The following is an 18,763-nucleotide window of genomic DNA, read 5'->3' on the forward strand; positions in this document are numbered from 1 at the left end:
GCACGTCAGCGACGAATCCGACGTTGCCACCCGAAGGCGTGTGTGCCATGCGATCTGTGCGTGTGTTGGTCTGCTCGATCCTGCTGCTGTGTTCGTTGTCCGTCGGCAGTGCGGCCGCCGAACCCACCCCGGAATTCCCGGTGCCGCAACCGGGTACGCCGGGGTTCCTGCCCGACTTGCAACGCTGGATCGATCAGGTACTGCCGTCACCGATCCAACCGGCGGCCGGTGCCGATCCCGATGCCGAGCTCGCCGCGCTGCGGGCCGCGGTCCTGCCGTCGGCCGTGGGCGACGCGATGTTCGACCATTGGCCCGACGGGCTGGCCGATTACACGCCGGGACAGATCATCGCCACCCGCGACATCCTCGCCACCGCGGGTCCGCTGACCCTGGTGCCGCTGCGCTCGGCCACCCTGCTCAAATACCGCACCGATGATTCGCAAGGTCGCCCGTCCTTCGCCACGGCGACGCTGCTCGTGCCCGCCACCGACTGGACCGGACCCGGCGATCGGCCGGTCCTGGTCAACAACCTGCCGATCGACGCGCTGGGGCGCGACTGCACGCCGGGATACACCCTCGCGCACGGCCTCACGCTGCACTCGAGCTCGACCGAATTCATCCCGCCGACCACGCAATTGGCGGCACTGCGTGGATACGCCGTGCTGGTGCCCGATCACGAGGGCCCGTGGATGGCCTACGCGGAGCCGTATGTCGCCGGGCACGCGGTGCTCGACGGAATCCGGGCCGTGCGCGGCCTCGACCCGGCGGTTTTCGGCGCGAGCCGGTTCGCGATGACCGGCTACTCCGGCGGTGCCATCGCCACCCACGGCGCGGCCAAGCTGATCGACTCCTACGCGCCGGAACTCGCCGACGTGATCGTCGGGGCGGCGCTGGGCGGTGTGCCCGCCGATTTCGAGATCCTCTCGCGCAGTATGAACGCCAATCTCGCCTCCGGGATCTTCATGGCGGCCACCTTCGCGATCGGCCGGGAACGTCCCGAGATCCTGGCCGCGATGAACAACCTCGCGCGCTGGGTCGCCACCTCGGTGATGAAGGACCAGTGCGTGAGCGTGTTCGCCGTCCCCGGCGTCCTGCACCTGCCGATCGATGTCGGCGCGAACATCCCCGACCCGCTGCGCTCGGACCTGGCCACCCGGATCTACGAGATCACCCGGATGGCCGGAATGCGCTCGGCCACACCGCTCTACATCTACAACGGCGAGCAGGAGTTCTGGATCCCCGCCGCCGGCGCGCGGAATCTGTACAACGAGCAATGCTCGCTCGGCGCGAACGCGGTGTACCGCAGCGTGTTCGGTGAGCACGTGATCGGTGCGGTCACCGGATATCCGGAGGCGATGCTCTGGCTCGACGAGCGATTGCAGGGTGTCGCGGCACGCAGTGAATGCTGACCGGCGGAAGTGGGAATTCTCTTCGATCTTCGCGGGCGGCTGCTGTGAAAGGTCAGCGGGCCGCGGAATTCCCGGGTGGTGTGGGCGATGACGGCCGGTCAGTGCTGGTGAGACGGCGATGAAGGGGATCCGGTCCGCGGTGCGGTCCGGATTGCCGAAGAATTCCTGTGCCCCCTCATGGGGGTTTTCGACGAGCCGTGGTGACCTGTCCAGAAACCCGGAAACGGCCGAATTGCGGGGATTTTCGGGACTTATGTTCGGTGCGGTTTCGACAAAGCCATTCGTATTTCTCGAATCGCACAGGAAGATACGCCAACGATGAAATCTCCCAGTCGCAGACGGACGCTACACACGGCGGTGCTCACCGGCGTCGGCGCGCTCGCCGTCGCGCTCACCGGTCCGGGGGCCGCCGCGTCCCCCGACCCCGCGCCCTCCGAGCAGGCCCTCGCCGACATCATCACCTCCGGCCGCGAAGTGGCCGGGCCGGGTAGCGGTTCGGCCTGCACCTCCGGCAGCGGCGCCGGGTCGGGGAACGGCTCGGGCAACTGCTACGGCGGTTCGGGCTCCAGTTCGGGTTCCTCCGGTGGAAAGTCCACCGACACCATCGGTTACGGTCCCGCGCAGACCGCTTTCCTGGCCGCGTTCGCCTACGGCCTCGGCAACGGCGACGCCGCCCCGCCCGGCGCCAACGACTGGAACTGCAAGCCGACCGCCGAACATCCGCGTCCGGTGGTGCTGTTGCACGGCACCTGGATGAACGCCTACAACGGCTACGCCTTCATGGGTCAGCCGATCAAGGACGCGGGCTACTGCACCTTCACCTTCAACTACGGCCGCTCGGGCCTGGTCGAAGGCGGCGGCCTCGGCTCGCTGCTGCCCGGCGTCATGGGCACCGGCTACATCCAGGACTCGTCCAAGCAGGTCGCCACCTTCGTCGACCGTGTGCTGGCGGCCACCGGCACCGACGAGGTCGACATCATCGCCCACTCCCAGGGCGGCGCGCTGGCCAACTGGTACACCAAGTACGACGGCGGCGCGGCCAAGGTGAAGAACCTCGTCACCTACGGTGCCACCCACCACGGCACCAGCCTCGACGGCATCGGTGCCCTGGGCCGGATGATCAACAACGCCGGTATCGACATCCTGGGTCTGATCGAGATCTTCGTCGGGCATGCCGGCATCCAGCAGACGATCGGTTCGGACTTCGTCAACCAGCTCAACGCCAACGGTGACACCGTCCCCGGCGTCGACTACACCGTCGTCGGCACCCGCTACGACGAGGTCACCAACCCCTACGACCTGACCTTCCTGAAGCCCGGTCCCGGCGCCACGGTCGACAACATCACCCTGCAGGAGGGCTGCGAACAGGACGTTTCCGACCACCTGACGATGATGTACTCCCCGCGCGCGCTGTCGATCGCGCTGCGGGCCCTCGATCCGGCGAGCAGCCCGAACCTGGTCTGCGAGTCCAACCCCTGGCTGGTCGGGGGTGGTGGCTCCCTGTGAGACGAGGCGAAGGCGCTGTTCGCGATCGCGGACAGCGCCTTCGGCGTCGCGGGGGTGGGATCAGGCCGCGGAACGGTAGCTGCGGGCGACCAGCGCCGAGCGCAGATACCACAGACCCGAGGGCTGGGTCGGGTCGAAACCGGTGAGCTGGCCGATCCGCTTGAGCCGGTAGTCGACGGTGTTGGTGTGCACGTGCAGCACCCGGGCGGTGCGCTGGCGGTTGAGATTGTTCGCGATGTGGCGCTGCAGGGTCTCGAGCAGTTCGGGGTACTGGTCCAGCGGATCGAGCAGCGAACCGAGGAACTCCCGGCCGGGGCCGGGGCGGGTCAGCTGGTACTCGAGAGCCAACTCGTCGAAGCGGTACAGCCCGGAGGTGACCTCGAGCCGCTGCACCATGTCGAGCAACTCGTGGGCCTGGTCGGCGGCATCGGGCACGCCGGTCGTGCTGGTCTCCACCAGCGCCGCGGTGATACCGACCTGGGCCGCCTGCGAGAGCTGGGCCACGAGGGCGGCGAGGCCGTCGCGATCGAAGGTGCCCGCGGGGATGAGCACCGTGCCGCCGTCGACACTGAGCAGCGACAGCGCCGAATCGCCGCAGCGCTTGGCCAGCTCGGCCTGCACCCGGCGCAGCTTGCGGCGCGCGACCACCTGGGCGTCGAGGGCCGGGTTGGCCTCCTCGCGGTGCGGCGGGATCGCCAGGGCCAGAACGGCATAGGTCTCGGCGATGGCGATGCCGCACTCGCGGGCCATCGTCGAGGTGCTGTGGCCGCCGAGCAGCGCCGAGGTGAGGGTGTGCACGGCGGTGTGGTGCTCGCTGACCACGCCGCGCAACTCCCGCACGTAGGCCAGCGACACCTGGGCGGTGATGGTGTCGAGCATCTCCATCACCATCTTGACGCCGTCGACGAGATTGTCGTAGTCCTTCACCGACGCGTTCGCGACCACCAGGTCGAGGCCGATCTTGAACCCTTCGGCGATCGAGTGGTGGATGGTGTCGATCGGCACGCCCTCGCGGGCCCAGCCGCTGGCCGCGTCCTGCAGGCGCTGCAGCTTGTTCGGGATGTCGCGGCCGTCGAGCATGCTGACGGCGAATTCGAGGCAGATCCGGGTGATGGTGGTGACGTCGCCGGTGATCGCGTCGCCCGGCAGCGTGCCGCAGGGGACGACATTGGCGACGAAGTGGCCGACCATCTGCCGAGACAGGGCGCGCACGTCCTTCAACGGCGACGACATCGGCTGACCGGAGATGGTCAGCGATTGCCGGGGTGGATTCTCAACGGACATCTGTGTTCCCTTCGCCCATCTTGCGGCTCTGCCCCCGCTGTCCAGCGTGTTCACCCTAGCCAACCCGCGGCGATGCCGGAATGGAACGTCAGGTTATGGGTCGTGGACCCATGCTTGCTTGCCTGCTTGGTGAGCGGTCACAAGTCTGGTCCATCGCTATGAGTGGTTGTAGAGTTCTCCGCGCCGGAACGAACCGATAGGGGCACCATGCGACCTGCCGTCCGTTGTCTGGTCTGGGAACTGGACGAAACCCTGTGGGACGGCGTGGTCCACGACTCGACCAGCACCACGCTGCGCCCGCAGGCACTGCGTACGCTCACCAAGCTGAGCGAACGGGGAGTGCTGCATGCCGTCGCGGCACGTGGTGATCGTTCGCGCACCCTGCGCACGCTCTATCGGCACGGCCTCTACGAGATGTTCTCGGCGGTCGAGGTGGGCTGGGGCCGCAAGTCGGCCTCGATCGTGCGGATCGCCGACACCCTGGGCCTCGGGCTGGACGGGATGGCGTTCCTCGACGCCGAGCCGGTCGAGCGCGCCGAGGTCTCGCGTGCGCTGCCGATGGTGCGCTGCTATGCCGCCCGCAACGTGGACATGCTGCCGCTGTTGCCGGACTTCCGGCACGACCTGCGTTCGGGCCCGGTCCCGACGCCGCCACTGGGGTTCGCGCGCGTCCCGGCCCTGTGACGGCCCGGATTCGGCTGCGCGCGCTGCCTTCTCGCACGCGATGCGGCACCGCATTGCGTGCGATCTTGCACAGCGTGCCGAAATCGACCGGGTGGCAGCGTCTCAGGACTGATCCGGCAGCAGCGACAAGGTGAGACCGGCCAGCCTGACCGGGTCGGCGACCACGTCGTAGGCCGCGATCCGCGTTGCCCGGATGGTGAAGGTGAGCACGAACAGCGGCCTGCCCGCCCGGACAACGACGAGCCCCGGCCGACCGTCGACGAGGACCAGGACCGCCTCCCGCGAGCGCTGCCGCAGCACGACCGCGCCTTCGGCGACGGCGGCCGCGCCCCGGACCAGGGCGGCCATGCCGGGCGGGAGCGCCGCCGGATCGGCCGAGCGCACGACATCGGGGGCGAGCACCGCCAGCAATTCGTCCAGGTCGCCCTCGCGCGCGGCCTTCAGGAACGCCGCCACCGCGGTCCGCTGCGCGGTCAGTTCCGCGGGCTCGATCCGGGCCGGCGCGTGGACGCGCTGCCTGGCCCGGCTGGCCAGCTTCTTGGTGGTGGCCGGTGTCCGCCCGAGCATCGGGGCGATCTCGGCGAACGGCACGGCGAACAGGTCGTGCAGCACGAACGCGACCCGCTCCTGCGGGCCGAGCACATCGAGCACGACCAGCAGCGCGCGGCCGACCGCGTCGGCGAGCAGCGCGTCGTCCTCGGGGTCGGCGCCCGGACCGGTGGCCCGCGTGTCGGCGAGGTCCGGCGCCGTGGTCTCGGCGCGCTGGGCGCGGGCGCGCAGCAGATCCAGGCAGATCCGGGAGACGACCGTGGTCAGCCAGCCGTCGAGATTGCCGATCTCGGCCACGGCGACGCGATCCAGACGCAGCCAGGCCTCCTGCACGACGTCGTCGGCCTCGGCGGCGGTGCCCAGCATCCGGTAGGCGATTCCGCGCAGCCGGTCACGGCGCTGTTCGAAGGCGAGCGCGAGCGCATCCGTCTGCATCGGTCACCTTTCGGCCGGCCCGTTCGTCATCGGATCGACGGCGGTCGCCGTCGCTCACCGTAGACCGGAGGAACCCACTCATGCACACGAGCTTCGTCGTCGTCACCGTGCTCGCCGCCTCGGCCGCGCTGATCGCCGCGGCGATCGACGTCGTCCGCGCCGACTGGATCCGCGCGAACATGCGCCGCTACGGGGTCGCACCGTGGACGCTCACGCCGCTGGCGGTGATCAAGGCGGTGGGCGGTCTCGCGCTGCTGGCCGGGCTGGCCTGGCGGCCGCTGGCGATCGCCGCCGCGGCCGGGCTCGTGGTGTATTTCCTGTGCGCGGAGCTGACCGTCCTGCGTGCCCGCGCCTACGCCGACCTCGGCTACCCGTTGCCGTATCTGCTGCTCGCGGGCGCCTCGCTGACGCTGGCCGCGGTGTGAGGCGGTGGTGGCGCGCCCGGTCGGACGCGCCACCACGCCCGGGTCAGGACTCGGCCAGGATGAAGTCCGCCGCCTGTTCACCGATGAAGATGGCCGGGGCGTTGGTGTGCCCGCGGATGATCAGCGGCATCACCGAGGTGTCGGCGACGCGCAGGCCCTCGACACCGCGCACCTTCAGGTCCGGGGTGACCACGCTGGCCGCGTCGGTACCCATTCGGCAGGTGCCGACCGGGTGGTACAGGGTGTGCGAGAACTTCTCGAGCGTCAGCGCCATGGTCGCCTCGAGATCGTCGGGCGCCTCCGGCGGGTAGATCAGCTCGCCCAGCGCGCTCTTGAGCGCGGGCTGCTGGACCAGGCTCGCGCACACCCGCAGTCCGGCGATCAGCGCCGCGCGGTCGGCGCCGTCGGGATCGGACAGGTACCGCGGGTCGATGACCGGCTTGGCGGTCGGATCGGCCGACGCGAGACCGATCCGGCCCCGGCTGCGCGGGCGCAGCAGGATCGCGCCGAGGACGACGCCGTGCTCGGTCGCCTCGACCAGGCCCTCGTGATAGAACGGCGCCGGCGCGTAGATCAGTTCCAGATCGGGGTGCTCGAGATCGGGCTCGCTGCGCACGAACCCGTACGCCTCACCGACATTGGAGGTGAGCATGCCGCGATGGCGGACCAGGTAGTTGATCAGCTCCAGCGGCTTCTCCGCCGCGAACAGCGAGTCGCCCTCGACGCTGTAGCCCAGGGCCGCGATCAGATGGTCCTGCAGGTTCGCACCGACCTCGGGGGAGTGCGCGACCACCTCGATGCCGTGCTGCTTCAGCTCGTCCTGGTCGCCGATGCCCGAGAGCTGCAGCAGCTGCGGGCTGTTCACCGCGCCACCGCACAGGATGACCTCGCGATTCGCGGTCACGGTGTGGGTCTGCCCGGCGTGCAGGTACTCCACGCCGGTGGCCTTGGTGCCGTCGAAGAGCACCCGGGTGGCCAGCGCTTCGGCGCGCACGGTCAGGTTGGCGCGCTTCATCGCCGGGCGCAGGTACGCGTCGGCGGTGCTCCAGCGCCTGCCGTCGCGCTGGGTCACCATCGTCTGCGAGAAGCCCTGCGGCGCGGGCCGGTTCGGCGACTCGAGTTCGTGGCCCGCCTGACGCACGGCCTCGAGGAAGGCATGCGTCGAAGCGCGCGGGCTGCGCTGGCGCTGCACGTGCAACGGGCCGCGCGAGCCCTCGTCCGGGTACTGCGCGTCCTGGACATTCTCGATCTTGCGGAACTGCTCGACCGCCGCCGCGAAGTTCCACTCCTTGCCGGCGAGGAGCCCCCACTCCTCGTAGTCGGCGCGGAAACCACGCACCCACATCATCGCGTTCATCGACGACGAGCCGCCGAAGGTCTTGCCGCGCGGCCAGTAGATCTGCCGGTCGCCGAGGCCGGGCTGCGGCTCGGTCAGGTAGTCCCAGTCACGCTCGGTGCGGAACAGCTTCGAGAACGCCGCCGGAATATGGGCGAACTTGTTGTCGTCGGCCGGACCGGCCTCCAACAGCACGACCGTGGTGCCCGGGTCGGCGCTGAGCCGATTCGCGAGCACCGCCCCCGCCGACCCCGAGCCGACGATCACGTAATCCGCGGACGTCCCACCTGCTTGCACTGTCCAACTCCGATCCTGCACTGCATCTGTCGTAGCCAACTGGACGCGCCCGCTCGCGGGCCCGAAAAGCCCGCGAGCGCAGCCGGACTCGTCGTCCGGCGGCGGCGCTGCAAGCAGCGTACTGACAGTGGCGGTCCGGTGGGTGCCGCCTGACTCAGTCCGAGCCGGCCGCTGCCGCGGCCTTGCCCGCGCGACGGCCGTAGAAGCTGCCGTCACCGAGTGACGCACCGCTGACATAACCGTACGCGCACAGCCCTGACGTGCAACGACCCGCGGCGTAGAGCCCGGCGATCGGCTCGCCGCTGACGTGCAGCACCCGTGAGTCGAGGTCGGTGCGCAGGCCGCCCAGGGTGAATCCGGCGGTGAAACCGCGCAGATCGAAACCGGCCAGCGGGGTCGAGATCGGGCGCACCCACTCGGGCTTCTTGCCCAGCAGTGGATCGTTGCCGTTTTCGGCGTGACGGTTGTAGGTGGCGATCGTGGTCTGCAGCGTCTGCTCCGGCAGCCCCATGTCCGCTTCGAGCTCGGCCACCGTCTCGGCGACCCACTTGGGTGGGAACCGGAAGAACGGGGTGGCCGACTCGGTCGTCAGCGCTTCCTCGAGTGAGGCCTCGTCGATGACGAGGAAGGCCTGGTTGTCGTTCTGCAGCAGGGTCGCCTGTCCGATGCGGCCCGGGTAGGTGTCCTCGGTGACGTAGCGCTGGCCGCGCCCGTTGACGAGGATGCCACGCGCCATCATCTGCGGATCGCCGAAGATGGCGACCTCGCTGGCGTCCATGTGCGCGAGCTCGGCGCCCAGCGCCTGGGCGAGCCGGATGCCGATGCCGTCGTGCTCCTCGATCGCCGCGCCGGGCCTGCCGCTCAAGCGCGGGGTGTAGCGGTCGATCATCTCGGTGTCGTAGGCGAAGCTGCCCGTCGCCAGGACGACGCCGCGCGCGGCCCGCACGGTGACCGGCTTGCCGTAGGTGGTCGCCAGGACGCCGACCACGCGATCGTCGTCGTCGACGATCAGCCGGCGGATGCGGGTGTCGTACTCGACGTCGATGTCGAGCGTGGCGACGGTGTCGGCCAGCGGCTTCATCAGCATGTAGCCGCCGCTGCGCTCACCGATCTTCTTGCCCGCCAGCTCGGGAACGTGACCGCGCGGCGCGGGCTCGGCGATGTCGAGGAAGGGCGCGGAGTTCTCGCCGCCGGAGTACATCAGGCCCTCGTCGTGCGGCGGCTCCCAGCCGGGCTCGCCCCAGAACGACTCCTTGAACGGCACACCGCAGTCGACGAGCCAGTTGTAGTGCTCGACGCTGCCCGCGCAGTAGTCGTCGATCTTGGCCTCGTCGACGCCGGGACCGAGCGCCGCCTTGAGGAACGCGGCCATGTTCTCCGGGGTGTCGTCGAAGCCGAGCGCCCGCTGCAGCGGGGTGCCGCCGCCGAGGTAGACGAACCCGCCCGCCAGCGCCGCCGCGCCGCCCCAGCCGCCGGTCCGTTCCAGGATGAGCACCTTCGCGCCCGCTCTGGCGGCCTCGATCGCGGCGCACACACCGGCGATGCCGTATCCGGCCACCACCACGTCGGCCTCGAAATCCCAGTGCTCCACGGCGTTCGCGCGCAGCGGGCGGACGGTGTCGATCCGATGGGGCTGTTCGGTCACGGGCTTCCTCCGCTGCTCGGGTACGTACCGAAATGGTGCCGCCAACCGCGCGACAAAACAAGAACGTGTTACAAAACCTCCCGCCCAGCGGGACGCTTGCGCCCCGGTCGGGCTCCGGTACGGTGGCGATCGAACCGACGTAGACGAGATCTGGTGGTGTTGTGGTGAGCGCGAACATTCGAGACATTGCGGTGCAGACCCTGACCGGGACCGACACGACGCTGGGCGAGCTGGCGGGGGACCGGGCGGTGTTGCTGGTCAACGTGGCCTCCAAGTGCGGCCTGACCCCGCAGTACACCGGCCTGGTCGAGTTGCAGAAGACCTATGGTGAGCGGGGCTTCACGGTGATCGGCTTCCCCTGCAACCAGTTCATGGGGCAGGAGCCCGGCACCGCCGAGGAGATCCAGGAGTTCTGCTCGGTCACCTACGGCGTCGACTTCCCGCTGCTGGCCAAGGCCGACGTCAACGGCGAGGACCGGCACCCGCTCTACACCGCCCTGGTCGAGACCCCCGCCGCCGACGGCAGCGCGGGCGATATCCAGTGGAACTTCGAGAAGTTCCTGATCGGTCGCGACGGCACGGTGGCGGGTCGCTTCCGCCCGACCGTCACCCCGGACGCCGGCGAGGTCGTCGCCGCGATCGAAGCGCAGCTCTGATCGCGGGCTCGGCAGCATCGCTGTCGAGCCGCTGCGCAGACAGCGGGCAGGCTGTCGGTGCACCAGTAGTGCCGCGGGTCAGCGTCGCGCGCACCAGCCCGCACGCGTCCTGGACGGCCGCACCGATGTCTGCGTCCTCGCGCGACAGCGGGGCCGGCCAACCCGGCGCCGCCGCCCCGAGGCCGAGCGGGGTCGATGCCCGCATGCCATCGCTGCGGGATCCGCTCAGTGCAGTCCGGCGGCCGCGAACGTGATGCCCCTCGGCAGGCAGTGCGTGCCGGCATGCACTGCACTGTCACCCGCAGATGAATCGCGATCGCGAACAACCGGCCACCAGAACTCGCCATGATCGGCAGCAGCGTGGCGGCGGTGAACAACAGGCCTGGCGTCGCCTGCACACGCGGTGAGAGCAGCGGCTCCCCGTCGCACGCGGCCAGCCGTCCGTCGACCCGGGTATCGCCGCTGCCCGGCTGATGTCACACTGCGCGACCGCATGTCGTCATCTCGTCGACAGGTTCACCGGCGAAGGAGAAACACCCATGCGGATCGCAGTGATCGGCGCGAGCGGACGGATCGGCCGTGAGGTCGTCGACGTGCTGAACAACCAGGGGGAGGAGGTCGTCGAGATCACCCGCTCGGCCGGGATCGACGTGGTGACCGGGCACGGGCTGGCCGAGGCGCTGGCCGGAGCCGATCTGGTCGTCGACGCGATCAACGCCGAGACCACCGACACCGCCGCGGTTACCGCCTTCTTCGACACGGTCGCGCGCACCGTCGGCAGGGCCGCGGCGGCAGCGGGGGTGCGGCGGATCGCGGTGGTCTCGATCATCGGCATCGACGACTTCACCGCCGGACACTACGCGGGAAAACTGGCCCAGGAGCGCGCCTACCAGGCGGGCCCGGTCCCGGTGCGCATCCTGCGCGCCGCCCAGTTCCACGAGTTCACCGAGATGATGCTCGACTGGACCACCGTCGGTGATCGCGCCGAGGTGCCCGAGTACCGGGCGCGTCTGGTCGCCGCGCGCACGGTCGCCGAGCATCTGGCCGACCTCGTCCGTGCCGATGGCCCGATGATGGTCGAGATCGCCGGGCCCGAGGAATGGCGCCTGGCCGACGCCGTCGCCCGGGTCGCGGCCCGCCGCGGCGCACCGGCGCAGGTTGTCGAAGTGCGGAACACCGCCGACCCGGACCGCCGGTTGCAGGCCGAGGGGGCCCTGTTGCCCGGACCCACGGCGATCATCGCGGGCCCGACGTTCGCGGAGTGGCTCGACCGGCGGTGACACCGGCCTCGGGATAGCTTCCGTGCCAACGGAACCGATGCTCTAGGCTGAATTCGTACAGTCGGTCCGATGCCCACGGAGGCGCCCGATGTCGCACTCTCCTGCCGCCTACCCCAGCGCCGTTCCGGTCGGGGTGGACACGACCCGCGCGAGCATCGCGCGGGTCTACGATGCCGCGCTCAACGGCAAGGACAACTACGAGGTGGACCGGGCGGTGCTCGAGCAGGTCCGCACCGTCGCGCCGCAGGTCAACGATTTGGCGTGGGCCAACCGCGATTTCCTGATCCGCGCGTGCCGATTCCTGGCCAAGGCCGGGATCGATCAGTTCCTCGATCTCGGCTCCGGCCTGCCTACCGCGGAGAACACCCACCAGGTGGTCCAGCGCGTCGACCCGCAGTCGCGGGTGGTCTATGTCGACAACGACCCGTCGGTCCTCGTGCACGCCCAGGCGCTGCTGGCCAGCAACAGCCGCACCCGCATCGCCGAGGCCGACATCTTCCGTCCGCTCGAGGTGCTCGGCAACGAGACGGTTCGCGGCACGCTCGACTTCACCCGGCCGCTGGCGCTGTTCCACATCGGCACCCTGCACCACTACCTCGGTGAGGACGGGCCCGCGCTGATGCAGACCTATATCGACGCCCTGCCCTCGGGATCGTTCGTCGCGATCGCCCACTTCCACGACCCGCAGACACCGGAATACAGCGAGCTGGCCCGCAAGATGGAAGAGAAGTTCATCCACAGCCCGATGGGCAGTGGCCGCTTCCGGACCAGGGACGAGATCCATGCCATGTTCGGCGACCTGGAGATGGTCGAGCCCGGCCTCGTCCGGTGCGACGACTGGTGGCCCGACGGTCCCCACCTCACCCCGCTCAACGCGGTCCGCCATTGCATCGTCGGTGGTATCGGCCGCAAACGGTAGGCCGACATTTCTGCTTGAATGGAAGTATGTGCCGGTGGATGGCGTACTCGGGTGAGCCGATCCTCGCCGAGGATCTGCTGTTCCGCCCTGAGCACTCCCTGATCGACCAGAGCCTGCACTCGCGCCTCGGCGTGACCACCACCAACGGGGACGGCTTCGGCATCGGCTGGTACGGCCTCGGCGCCGAGCCCGCGGTGTACAAGAGCATCGAGCCCGCCTGGAACGACCGCAATCTGCGCGAGATCGCGAGTCAGGTGCGCACGCCGATGATGCTCGCGCACGTGCGGGCCTCGACCGGGACGCCGGTGCAACGCAGCAACTGCCATCCGTTCCGGCACGGCCGATGGCTGTGGGTGCACAACGGCGCCCTGCGCGGCTTCCACGAGACCCGGCGCGATCTGCTCACCGCCGTCGAACCAGCGCTCTTCGCCGACATCGAGGGGTCGACGGACAGCGAAACCCTGTTCTACCTGGCTTTGACCTTCGGTCTCGCCGACGATCCGTTCGGTGCGGTCGCCCGCGCGGTCGGTTTCGTCGAAGACGTCGGGCACGCGCACGGCATCGAGTATCCGGTGCAGATGACCGTCGCGACCACGGACGGAGAATTCCTCTGGGTTTTCCGCTATTCGAGCGAGCGAGAATCACGGTCGCTGTTCTTCTCGACCGAACTGGCCGCGTTGCGGGCACTGCACCCGGAGGTCGAGATCCTGCGCGAACTCGGCTCCGAGACGCGATTCGTGGTCTCGGAGCCGCTGCGCGACCTGTCGGGGGCGTGGAACGAAGTGCCGGAATCCTCGGCGGGGGTGGTGGGTGCCGGCGCCGATTCGATCCGGTCCTTCGAGCCGATCGCACCCGGCTGAGGATCAGCCGGCGGGATGCTTCCGGGCACGCGTGCGGCGCGGCGTCTTGGCCGGCGCGGCCGCTCTGGACGGTGGCGGTGCGGCAGGCGCCGATTCGACCGGCTCGTCACGCCATTTGATTTCGATTTCGATTTCGGTCTCGGTACCGTCGACCTCGATTTCGAATTCCCAACTGACCCGGTCGGCGACTTCGACCTCGATGGAATCGCCGTCCGAACCGAATTCCACCTCCGATTCGCCCGCCAGAGCCTTGCCAATCGCGATCAGGCGCTCGGACGCCTCTTTACGAGAGAGTTCGGACTTTCTCTTGATCTCCAACTTCGGCATGTCGACTCCAGATGTCGGGTCTCGTGAATTGGATAACTACACCGTAGCCGACAGGTGGGTGAGGTCCTCGGAGATCTGCCAGAGGCGTGCGGCGTCGTCCGCGCTGCGCAGCCGGGAGTAGACGGCCTGCTCGGCGGGTGCGCCGGACAGGTGCCCGAGACCACTCGGACCGTACAGTCGGGCGCCGCGGGCGTCGGGCGAGGTGGCGGCCAGCAGCGCGGGCAGCAGCGCTGTCTCGACCGTCCCGACGAGGATGCCGCGCCGCGACAGCGCGTGAATGAGGCGCCTGCCGAGCGTGTCTCGTGTTCGGCCGAGTTCGGGCCGCGCCGCCAGGAGACTGGTGGGTGCGACCCCGGGGTGGGCGAGATTGCTGGTGATGCCCCAGCCCGCCGCCCGGCTGCGCCGATCCAGTTCGAGCCCGAACAGGCCGAGAGCGATCTTCGACTGGCTGTACGCGCGTTGGCCGTCGTAGGACCGTTCCCAGTTCAGGTCGTCCCAGTGCATGGCGTGCCGATTCGCGGCGATGCTGATCTGCGAGGTCACCCGCGCCCGCCCGGCGCGCAGCAGCGGCAGCAGCTGGGCGACGAGCGCGAAGTGCCCCAGATGGTTGGTGCCGAACTGCAACTCGAACCCGTCGGCGGTGGTCTGCCGCTGTGGCGGGGTCATCACGCCGGCGTTGTTGACGAGCAGGTGGATCGGCCGGTTCTCCTCGCGCAAGGCCGCACCGAGTGCGGCGACCGAGTCCAGCGACGACAGATCCAGCTCGCGCACCGACAGCACCGCCCGAGGGTGCTGGTGCCTGATCTTCGCGACCGCCGCCTCGCCCTTGCGCCGGTTGCGCACGGGCAGGACGACCTCCGCGCCGGCGGCGGCCAGCCGGGTCGCCAGGCCCAGCCCGACGCCGTCACTGGCGCCGGTGACGACGGCGAGTTTCCCGGTGAGGTCGGCCACGATGAGGTCCGGCCGTGTGTGTGCCATGCGTTGCTCCTGGGTCGCTGGACGGGGGACGTGGTTTCAGGCTGCGCCCCGGACGCGCGGATATCCACGGTCTGTCGATCCCAGGCAACCCCGCGCCGCCGAGGGCAGACTGGGGACAGAACCGTGACCCAGGGAGGATGCAGCCGATGATCGACCGAGCGGGGCTCGCCGAATTCCTGCGACGCCGCCGAGAAGCACTGCAACCCGAAGACGTCGGGCTCCCGCGCGGGGAACGCCGCCGAACGGCCGGACTGCGTCGCGAAGAGGTCGCCACGCTGTGTCACCTCTCCGCCGACTACTACAGCCGGCTCGAACGCGAGCGGGGCCCGCACCCGTCCGAGCAGATGATCGCCTCGATCGCGCAGGGGCTGCACCTGACGCTCGACGAACGCGACCACCTGTTCCGCCTGGCCGGACACAACCCACCAGCGCGTGGCTCGACCAGCGAGCACGTCAGCCCGGGCCTGCTGCGCATCTTCGATCGCCTGACCGATACCCCAGCCGAGATCGTCACCGAACTCGGCGAGACCTTGCGCCAGACCCCACTGGGTGTCGCCCTCACCGGCGACACCACCCGCTACACCGGCCCGGCCCGCTCCCTCGGCTATCGGTGGTTCACCGACCCTGCCACCCGGGCGATGTACCACCCCGACGACCACGCTCTGCACTCGCGCGTGTTCGCCTCGGGATTGCGCGCGATGGTCACGCTGCGCGGCCCCGATTCACGCGCGGCGCACCTGCTGGAGCTGCTGCTCGACCGCAGCGAAGAATTCCGCACCCGCTGGAAAGAGCACGAAATCGGCGTCCACTACACCGGCGTGAAACGCTATGTGCACCCCGAGGTCGGTGCTTTGGACCTGACCTGTCAGACACTTCTCGACCCCGACCAATCGCATCTCCTGCTGGTCTACACCGCCGTCCCCGGCAGCGAGAGCTACGACAAACTCCAGCTCCTGTCCGTCATCGGAGCACTCCCACCGGCATCTCCGACCGCGTGAATCAACGGCGCGCCCGTCGGGTTCGCACCCCGTCCTGGGAACGAATTCTCCCCTGCACCAGTGCGCATTCCGCTGCCACCATCGACTCGGACAGCACCACGGCCCAACGCTGTGAGCGTCCGTCGAGTCGATGAAGGAGACCGTCATTTCTACGAATTCTGCCGAGCGGGTGTCGCGTCATACGCAGACGGTGATCGTCGGTGGCTCGCTGGGTGGTTTGACCGCCGCGCTCTCGTTGGCCGCTCGTGGCACAGCGGTCACCGTCCTCGAGCGGACGACGGGGCGTACCCAACGCGGCGTCGCGATTCTGGTGTCGGTGCAAGTCTGCGCCGGGCTCTCGGACCGCAGGCACGCGAGATCGTCGGCAAGGCGCTCGGTCCCGCCTCGATGCGCCAGGGCGTGTACCCGCATGCCTGGTGGGACGTCTACTCGGCGCTGCGCGACGCCGTCGACGCGGAGCCGCTCGTCTCGGTGATCGAGAACGCGCACGTCGTCGAGATCGGCCAGGACGCCGATGCTGCCTGGGCCCGACTCGAGGACGGAACGGTGTGGACGTCCGAGGTGTTGCTGGGCGCCGACGGTTACCGCAGTGTGGTGCGGCGTGCCGTCGACGCGGCCCGTCCCGTGGCCGACTACGCGGGATACGTGGTGTGGCTGGGCCAATCGGAGCTGCCCGAGTCCTTCGCTGAGCGGGCCGGCGGCCCTGACTTCTTCAACGGTGCCGACGACATGCTCGCCGTGTACCCACTGATCGACCGTGACGGCGGCGTCACCCGATACGGCTGGGGCTGGTTCGATCCGCACCACACCTCGCTGTTCCGGCGAATCGGCGCGATCGACGGCACCGAGGTCAAGCACACACCGCGCGGAGACGCGATCCCCGACGAGGTCTACGACGAGATGATCCGCACCGCGCAAGCCCGATGGCACGAGCCTTGGCGCACCGGGGTCGTCGAGGCCTTTCGCTCCCGGGATGTGGTGGCCACACCGATCACCGAATACTTGCCGCACCGCGTGGTCGACGGCCGAATCGGCCTGCTCGGCGACGCCGCGCACGCGCAGACACCGATGACCGGGGCGGGATTCGAAGAAGCGGTGACCGACGCGGTCGCGCTGGCCGAGGCGCTCGACGACATGCCCGCCGACAAGGGCCTCGCGCGCTACGAATCGGCCAGACTGACCGGAATGCGTGCCAGGGTATCGGCGGCCAGTCCTTCAGCCGCTCCTTCACGTGCGCCTGAACAAGTGGGGGAGCCCCAACCACTCCATATTGATACGTTAATATTCGCATTTAACTATGAAAAGCTGACCGGCGGTATGCGGCGACGTCGCCTACCGCTTCGGAAGCAAGGATGGGAGGCGAAACGTGCCGGCCGCGATCAGCGACGAAGAACGTCGCGCTCGCTGGGTCGAACACACGACGTAGTGGCACAGCTTCCGCTGACGGCCGGCGGGGGAAGGGTGCTCGTCGTGTGTGGGTCGGCTTGTCGCACGGCCGACCCGCACGCGGTCAGTAGGCGCGGGAGAAGATCACGCGCTTGCCGTAGGCGCTCGGCGCGGCACAGCGAACGCAGGCGCCGCTGTTCGCCTCGCCGGCCAAGGGAACGCAGCGCGGCGTCGCGGTGGTGATCGCTTTGATCTCGTTCTCGCAGCTGGGTCGCCCACAGTGGTGCGCGAGCGCCCACCCGGTCGACACCGCGACCTCGAAGGCTGCCCAGTCGTCGACGGTGCTGGTGTTCTCGTCGCGGAACGCGGTGGCGCGCGCCAGCAGGTACGCCTGGAAGTCGTCGAGGATGCCGGGCATCGTGTCGGGCAGGCTCGCCAGCTCCACGACCTGTTTGCCGTCGTCGCCGAGACGGCGGACCAGCACCGCGGTGCCCGCGGCGAGGTCGCGCGGGCCGAGTTCCAGCCGGACCGGCGCACCCCGCATCTCCCACTCGTTGAATTTCCAGCCCGGCGTGTGGTCACGGTCGTCGACGTGGACTCGGACACCGGCCGCGCGGAGCCTTCCGGCGAGTTCGCCGGCCGCGGCCAGGACGGCGGCCGCGGTGTCGCCGCGCAGGATCGGCACGATCACCACCTGGTGGGGTGCCAGCCGGGGCGGGAGTACCAGGCCGCGGTCGTCGCCGTGGGTCATGACGATGCCACCGAGCATGCGGGTGCTCATGCCCCATGAGGTCGTGTGGCACAGCGTGTCCCGACCGTCCGCGGCCGCGTAGCTGATGCCGAAGGCCTGCGCGAAGTTGGTGCCCAGGTAGTGGGACGTGCCTGCTTGCAAGGCTTTGCCGTCCCGCATCATGGACTCGATGGTGATCGTCTCGACCGCTCCGGCGAACCGCTCGCCGGGAGTCTTCTCGCCGGGGACGACAGGCATCGCCGCCAGGTCCCGGGCGACGGTGGCGTAGATGTCGAGGGCCAGCGCGGTCTCCGCGCGCGCCTCGGCCTCGTCGGCGTGGGCGGTGTGGCCCTCCTGCCACAGGAATTCGGTGGTCCGCAGCAACATGCGCGGGCGCATCTCCCAGCGCACGACATTGGCCCACTGATTGAGCAACAGGGGCAGATCACGGTGCGAGTCGATCCATTCGGCCATCATCTCGCCGACGATCGTCTCGCTGGTGGGTCGCACGACGAGGGGTTCTTCGAGTTCTTTCCCGCCCGCGTGGGTGACAACGGCGACTTCGGGGGCGAACCCCTCGACGTGTTCGGCTTCGCGTGCGAGATGGGACCGGGGGATCAGGAGGGGGAAGTAGGCGTTCTCGTGACCGGTGTCCTTGATGCGGCGATCGAGCTCGGCCTGTAAGAGTTCCCAGATCCGGTACCCGTACGGTCGGACGACCATGGTGCCCTTGGCCGGTCCGCGGTCGACGAGCGCCGCCCGCAGGACGACCTCGTTGTACCAGGTGGAGAAGTCGGCGCTCTGGGCGGTGATTCCGCGCTCATCCCGTGCCATGGCACGAGGGTATCGCCGTGGTCTACCGATTTTTCGGGCCAGGACGTGTGGTCCAGGAGGTGCCCGAGGCCTGCTGTTTCGGCACTCGGAGACCGGGGTAGTACCTGGTCGGGTCGGTGATCCATACGGGGTCGGGACCCATACCGCGGGAGACGGGATGACGGCTCTCCCGGACCAGCGGTCCGGCGGTTGCCGAGCGACGAAGGTGGCCCCCCGGTGGTCAGG

18 protein-coding genes are annotated in these 18,763 nt (G+C 69.3%); 11 read left to right on the plus strand and 7 right to left on the minus strand.

From position 1 onward, the window contains the following. Nucleotides 1-47 precede the first annotated feature (47 nt). Together ATM97_RS22530 and ATM97_RS22535 are read left to right on the plus strand one after the other, a co-directional pair. Nucleotides 48-1,409, plus strand: coding sequence for a lipase family protein (locus tag ATM97_RS22530; RefSeq protein ID WP_218720041.1), 1,362 nt, complete (start codon nucleotides 48-50; stop codon nucleotides 1,407-1,409). A 318-nt stretch (nucleotides 1,410-1,727) separates the two neighbouring features. After that, nucleotides 1,728-2,915 (plus strand): triacylglycerol lipase, encoded by a 1,188-nt coding sequence (locus ATM97_RS22535; protein ID WP_218720042.1) that lies wholly within the window; start codon nucleotides 1,728-1,730, stop codon nucleotides 2,913-2,915. Nucleotides 2,916-2,975: 60 nt separating this feature from the next. Here ATM97_RS22535 and ATM97_RS22540 read toward each other — a convergent pair whose 3' ends face one another. Continuing rightward, nucleotides 2,976-4,199, minus strand: a complete 1,224-nt coding sequence (locus ATM97_RS22540) for a CdaR family transcriptional regulator (RefSeq protein WP_218720043.1) — start codon at nucleotides 4,197-4,199, stop codon at nucleotides 2,976-2,978. A gap of 207 nt (nucleotides 4,200-4,406) precedes the next feature. On the opposite strand from ATM97_RS22540, the gene ATM97_RS22545 reads away from it, so the two are divergent. Continuing rightward, nucleotides 4,407-4,883 (plus strand): HAD-IIIC family phosphatase, encoded by a 477-nt coding sequence (locus ATM97_RS22545; RefSeq protein WP_218720044.1) that lies wholly within the window; start codon nucleotides 4,407-4,409, stop codon nucleotides 4,881-4,883. Nucleotides 4,884-4,985: 102 nt separating this feature from the next. Here ATM97_RS22545 and ATM97_RS22550 read toward each other — a convergent pair whose 3' ends face one another. Then, the gene (locus tag ATM97_RS22550; protein ID WP_218720045.1) at nucleotides 4,986-5,867 is read right to left on the minus strand and encodes a sigma-70 family RNA polymerase sigma factor; all 882 of its coding nucleotides are present in this window, start codon (nucleotides 5,865-5,867) and stop codon (nucleotides 4,986-4,988) included. 80 nt (nucleotides 5,868-5,947) lie between these two features. On the opposite strand from ATM97_RS22550, the gene ATM97_RS22555 reads away from it, so the two are divergent. Then, nucleotides 5,948-6,292, plus strand: a complete 345-nt coding sequence (locus ATM97_RS22555; protein ID WP_218720046.1) for a DoxX family protein — start codon at nucleotides 5,948-5,950, stop codon at nucleotides 6,290-6,292. Between the two features lie 43 nt (nucleotides 6,293-6,335). Here ATM97_RS22555 and ATM97_RS22560 read toward each other — a convergent pair whose 3' ends face one another. Both ATM97_RS22560 and ATM97_RS22565 read right to left on the minus strand, forming a co-directional pair. After that, nucleotides 6,336-7,925, minus strand: coding sequence for a GMC family oxidoreductase (locus ATM97_RS22560; protein WP_218720047.1), 1,590 nt, complete (start codon nucleotides 7,923-7,925; stop codon nucleotides 6,336-6,338). Between the two features lie 154 nt (nucleotides 7,926-8,079). Beyond that, complete coding sequence (locus tag ATM97_RS22565) at nucleotides 8,080-9,570, minus strand: FAD-dependent oxidoreductase (RefSeq protein WP_218720048.1); 1,491 nt, start codon at nucleotides 9,568-9,570, stop codon at nucleotides 8,080-8,082. Nucleotides 9,571-9,731: 161 nt separating this feature from the next. Between ATM97_RS22565 and ATM97_RS22570 the strand changes: the two genes are divergently transcribed. The 4 genes from ATM97_RS22570 (at nucleotide 9,732) to ATM97_RS22585 (ending at nucleotide 13,285) form a co-directional block, all read left to right on the plus strand. Next, on the plus strand, nucleotides 9,732-10,226 hold the full coding sequence (locus ATM97_RS22570; protein WP_308248586.1) for a glutathione peroxidase: 495 nt from the start codon (nucleotides 9,732-9,734) through the stop codon (nucleotides 10,224-10,226). A 539-nt stretch (nucleotides 10,227-10,765) separates the two neighbouring features. Next, a complete protein-coding gene (locus tag ATM97_RS22575; protein WP_255588251.1) occupies nucleotides 10,766-11,506 on the plus strand; it encodes an SDR family oxidoreductase in 741 nt (246 codons plus the stop codon). A gap of 88 nt (nucleotides 11,507-11,594) precedes the next feature. Next, nucleotides 11,595-12,425, plus strand: coding sequence for an SAM-dependent methyltransferase (locus tag ATM97_RS22580; protein WP_218720050.1), 831 nt, complete (start codon nucleotides 11,595-11,597; stop codon nucleotides 12,423-12,425). 38 nt (nucleotides 12,426-12,463) lie between these two features. Next, a complete protein-coding gene (locus ATM97_RS22585; protein WP_218720051.1) occupies nucleotides 12,464-13,285 on the plus strand; it encodes a class II glutamine amidotransferase in 822 nt (273 codons plus the stop codon). 3 nt (nucleotides 13,286-13,288) lie between these two features. Here the strand turns inward: ATM97_RS22585 and ATM97_RS22590 are convergent, their stop codons facing one another. Then, the gene (locus ATM97_RS22590; protein ID WP_218720052.1) at nucleotides 13,289-13,612 is read right to left on the minus strand and encodes an amphi-Trp domain-containing protein; all 324 of its coding nucleotides are present in this window, start codon (nucleotides 13,610-13,612) and stop codon (nucleotides 13,289-13,291) included. Between the two features lie 36 nt (nucleotides 13,613-13,648). Beyond that, nucleotides 13,649-14,590 carry an SDR family oxidoreductase gene (locus tag ATM97_RS22595; RefSeq protein WP_218720053.1) on the minus strand — a complete coding sequence of 314 codons (942 nt, stop codon included), beginning with the start codon at nucleotides 14,588-14,590 and terminating at the stop codon, nucleotides 13,649-13,651. A gap of 146 nt (nucleotides 14,591-14,736) precedes the next feature. Between ATM97_RS22595 and ATM97_RS22600 the strand changes: the two genes are divergently transcribed. The 3 genes from ATM97_RS22600 to ATM97_RS35075 all read left to right on the plus strand — a co-directional run bounded on the left by ATM97_RS22600 (nucleotide 14,737) and on the right by ATM97_RS35075 (nucleotide 17,217). Then, entirely contained in the window at nucleotides 14,737-15,588 is an 852-nt protein-coding gene (locus ATM97_RS22600) for a helix-turn-helix transcriptional regulator (protein WP_218720054.1), read from the plus strand. Between the two features lie 130 nt (nucleotides 15,589-15,718). Continuing rightward, complete coding sequence (locus ATM97_RS22605; RefSeq protein ID WP_218720055.1) at nucleotides 15,719-16,063, plus strand: FAD-dependent monooxygenase; 345 nt, start codon at nucleotides 15,719-15,721, stop codon at nucleotides 16,061-16,063. A gap of 425 nt (nucleotides 16,064-16,488) precedes the next feature. Then, on the plus strand, nucleotides 16,489-17,217 hold the full coding sequence (locus ATM97_RS35075; protein ID WP_374104899.1) for an FAD-dependent monooxygenase: 729 nt from the start codon (nucleotides 16,489-16,491) through the stop codon (nucleotides 17,215-17,217). On the opposite strand, the gene proS is transcribed toward ATM97_RS35075, so the two are convergent. After that, entirely contained in the window at nucleotides 17,099-18,538 is a 1,440-nt protein-coding gene (gene proS, locus ATM97_RS22615) for a proline--tRNA ligase (RefSeq protein ID WP_218720057.1), read from the minus strand. The genes ATM97_RS35075 and proS overlap by 119 nt on opposite strands. Nucleotides 18,539-18,763 lie beyond the last annotated feature (225 nt).

Origin of the sequence: Nocardia sp. MH4 (assembly GCF_019266065.1) — a bacterium.
In the GTDB taxonomy this organism is placed as follows: domain Bacteria; phylum Actinomycetota; class Actinomycetes; order Mycobacteriales; family Mycobacteriaceae; genus Nocardia; species Nocardia canadensis.

Bases quoted from the DNA above. Each gene is read 5' to 3' on its own strand.
- ATM97_RS22535 (WP_218720042.1), top strand. From the start codon at position 1,728: ATGAAATCTCCCAGTCGCAGACGGACGCTACACACGGCGGTGCTCACC.
- ATM97_RS22545 (WP_218720044.1), top strand. From the start codon at position 4,407: ATGCGACCTGCCGTCCGTTGTCTGGTCTGGGAACTGGACGAAACCCTG.
- ATM97_RS22555 (WP_218720046.1), top strand. From the start codon at position 5,948: ATGCACACGAGCTTCGTCGTCGTCACCGTGCTCGCCGCCTCGGCCGCG.
- proS (WP_218720057.1), bottom strand. From the start codon at position 18,538: ATGGCACGGGATGAGCGCGGAATCACCGCCCAGAGCGCCGACTTCTCC.
- ATM97_RS22550 (WP_218720045.1), bottom strand. From the start codon at position 5,867: ATGCAGACGGATGCGCTCGCGCTCGCCTTCGAACAGCGCCGTGACCGG.
- ATM97_RS22575 (WP_255588251.1), top strand. From the start codon at position 10,766: ATGCGGATCGCAGTGATCGGCGCGAGCGGACGGATCGGCCGTGAGGTC.
- ATM97_RS22530 (WP_218720041.1), top strand. From the start codon at position 48: ATGCGATCTGTGCGTGTGTTGGTCTGCTCGATCCTGCTGCTGTGTTCG.
- ATM97_RS22605 (WP_218720055.1), top strand. From the start codon at position 15,719: ATGAAGGAGACCGTCATTTCTACGAATTCTGCCGAGCGGGTGTCGCGT.
- ATM97_RS22595 (WP_218720053.1), bottom strand. From the start codon at position 14,590: ATGGCACACACACGGCCGGACCTCATCGTGGCCGACCTCACCGGGAAA.
- ATM97_RS22540 (WP_218720043.1), bottom strand. From the start codon at position 4,199: ATGTCCGTTGAGAATCCACCCCGGCAATCGCTGACCATCTCCGGTCAG.
- ATM97_RS22585 (WP_218720051.1), top strand. From the start codon at position 12,464: ATGGCGTACTCGGGTGAGCCGATCCTCGCCGAGGATCTGCTGTTCCGC.
- ATM97_RS22580 (WP_218720050.1), top strand. From the start codon at position 11,595: ATGTCGCACTCTCCTGCCGCCTACCCCAGCGCCGTTCCGGTCGGGGTG.
- ATM97_RS35075 (WP_374104899.1), top strand. From the start codon at position 16,489: ATGATCCGCACCGCGCAAGCCCGATGGCACGAGCCTTGGCGCACCGGG.
- ATM97_RS22600 (WP_218720054.1), top strand. From the start codon at position 14,737: ATGATCGACCGAGCGGGGCTCGCCGAATTCCTGCGACGCCGCCGAGAA.
- ATM97_RS22590 (WP_218720052.1), bottom strand. From the start codon at position 13,612: ATGCCGAAGTTGGAGATCAAGAGAAAGTCCGAACTCTCTCGTAAAGAG.